The sequence below is a fragment of the Megasphaera sp. MJR8396C genome (genome assembly GCF_001546855.1).
Lineage (GTDB): Bacteria > Bacillota > Negativicutes > Veillonellales > Megasphaeraceae > Megasphaera.
Window position 1 is genome coordinate 88,669 of sequence record NZ_KQ958207.1, and the last position, 3,025, is coordinate 91,693.

Below are 3,025 nucleotides of genomic sequence, written 5' to 3' on the forward strand. Positions count from 1 at the left end.
TATTGCCGGTGACGGCAACATCACGACTACGTCAGATGCTACCAATGGCAAGATTACCGTAGGCTTGAGCAATACTGTTTCCGTCGGTACGACAGGTACAGACGGTGTCAACGGTACGGTTACCGTTAACGGTACCGATGGTTCTTCCGTTGCCATTAATGGTGCTGACGGTACTATCGCTTTGAATAAAGCTGACGGCTCACCCGTAACTATCGCAGCGGGCACTCAAGTTAATAACTTAGCCGGCACTCCTATTGATCGCATTACCGTAGGCGGCGCGACTGTTGCCACTATGGATGATGGCATGAAATACGGCGGCGACTTCGGTACCGTTTCTAACGTTAAATTGAATAATCAGGTTAACGTAAAAGGGGAAGCGACGACAGAAGCGAACCTTACGACGGGCAATATCGGTGTCGTATCCAATCAGGATGGCGATAATGGTCTTTTGACTGTTAAATTGAATAAAGACATCGACTTAGGTTCGACCGGTTCCTTAACCACAGGTAACACGGTTGTTAATAACGATGGTATTAAGATTACACCGACCACCGGTGATCCTGTATCCTTGACCAGTTCCGGTCTCGACAATGGCAATCAAAAGATTATCAACGTTGCTGCCGGTACAGCCGATACGGATGCTGTTAACGTGGGTCAGTTGACAAAGGCTATTCAGGGGGTAAGCTCCGGTGAAGGCAGCAAAACGAACCTTACTGTCGAAGGAGGCACTGCGGCCGGTACAGGCGGTAATTACACAGGCAGCAACTTGCAGCTTACTGAAAAAACAGAAACGACCGGTGCTACGACTTATGATGTGAAACTGGCCGATAACATTACCTTAGGCAGCGCAGCTGATACTGAAGCCGGTACAACCGGTACGGACAGCTCCATTACCGTAAATGGTGCTGATGGTTCGGCAGTAGCTATTAACGGTGCTGACGGCTCCATCGCCCTGAACACGGCTGACGGTTCGCCGGTTACGATTAAAGCCGGTACGGCTGCTGACGACGTCAACGGTAATTCTATTAATCGTGTCACCGTAGGCGGCGCGACAGTCGCAACCCTTGATGACGGCATGGTATACACCGGTGATACCGGTACGGCCGCCGTTAAATTGAATAAGACTGTCAATATTGTCGGCGGTGAAACCGATTCTTCGAAGTTATCTACGGACAACAATATTGGCATCGTTGCCGAACAAGACGGCGACAATGGCAAACTGACCGTTCGCCTGGCGAAAGATATTACCGGTTTGAACACTGTAACGGCCGGCGATGCTACATTAGGTAATCAATCGACAACGACAGCAGGTGGTGTTGCTCAAACGGGCAGCTATGTAACTGGTCTGGATAACACGACATGGAATGTCTCCAATCCTGACATCGTAAGTGGCCGTGCAGCTACGGAAGATCAGCTGAAGACCGTAAGCGATGCTCTTGCTGACGGTACCAGTGAAAACGCAACCGGCGGCTTCGGTCTTGCCGATGAAAGCGGCACAACGGTTAAACAGGACCTCGGTAAGACCATTACCGTCAAAGGCGGTGTTACCGACGGAACGACTACAACTGAAAATCCGACGGGTACATCTAACATCACGACGGCTGTGAAAGACGGAGCTCTTGAAGTCAGCTTGAATAAAGATATCGACTTAGGCTCAACCGGTTCGGTCACGACGGGCAACACGGTCATCAACAATGATGGTGTAACCGTTGGCGATACAAAACTTGCAACCGATGGCTTGACCATCACCAACGGCCCGTCCGTCACGACTGAAGGGATCAATGCCGGCGGCAAACAGATTACCAACGTAGCCAGCGGCTCCGATGGTGTCGATGCTAGTGGTAACCCGACGTACACTAATCTTACCAATGGTGCTAACATCGGTGACATTAAAAATATTACCGATGCAGCGAAGACCGAATTAACCAACGACGGTTTGAATTTCACGGCCGACAGTGGTGACACCGTACATCGTAATTTAGGGGAAACCTTAAATATTGCCGGTGACGGCAACATCACGACTACCAGTGATGCGACGAATGGCAAAATTACGGTAGGTTTGAGCAACACCGTTGCAGTTGGTACAACCGGTACAGATGGTGAAAATGGTACCGTTACCGTGAATGGTACGGACGGTTCTTCCGTTGCTATCAATGGCTCTGACGGCTCTATCGTCATGAACAACGGCTCCGGTTCGCCGGTAACGATTGCAGCGGGATCTCAAGTGAATAACTTGGCCGGTACGCCCATTGACCGTATTACGGTCGGTGGTTCGACGGTGGCAACCCTTGATGACGGCATGAAGTACTATGGCGATTTTGGTACTCTTGCCACGGTGAAGTTGAATAATCAAGTTAACGTCAAGGGCGAAGCAACCACGGCAGCAGACCTCACGACAGGCAACATCGGCGTCGTATCCAGTCAGGACGGCGACAATGCCCTGTTGACGGTTAAACTCAATAAAGACATCAACTTAGGTTCTACAGGTTCCTTAACGACCGGAAATACCGTCGTCAACAATGATGGCATTACCATTACTCCGTCTACGGGTGACCCTGTATCCTTGACCGGCTCTGGTCTCGACAACGGCAACAATGTCATCAGCAATGTGGCAACCGGTGTTAAAGGCACGGATGCGGTCAATGTGGATCAGCTGACCAAGGCCATCCAAGATGTGAATGCCGGTGAAGGCAGCAAGACGAATCTTACGGTTGAAGGCGGCACGGCAGCTGGTACCGATGGTAACTATACAGGTACTAACTTACAAGTAACCGAAAAGACGGAAACTAACGGTTCTACGACCTATGATGTGAAACTGGCTGATAACCTTACCTTAGGTAGTGCTAACGGCAGTGACGGAACAGGCGGTGTAGATGGTTCTATCACCTTAACCGGTGCTGATGGTTCTACTGCGACTATCGCCGCAGGTCCTGCCGCTAATGACGTAAACGGCAAATCTATTGACCGTATTACCGTAGGCGGCGCGACCGTAGCTACCCTTGATGACGGCATGGTATACACCGGT

At 50.5% G+C, this 3,025-nt stretch carries 1 protein-coding gene; it reads left to right on the plus strand.

Annotation, left to right across the window (positions count from 1 at the left end):
* Positions 1-3,025 (plus strand): beta strand repeat-containing protein (locus HMPREF3201_RS10565; RefSeq protein ID WP_369794846.1); only part of this gene is annotated, 3,025 nt, incomplete at both ends.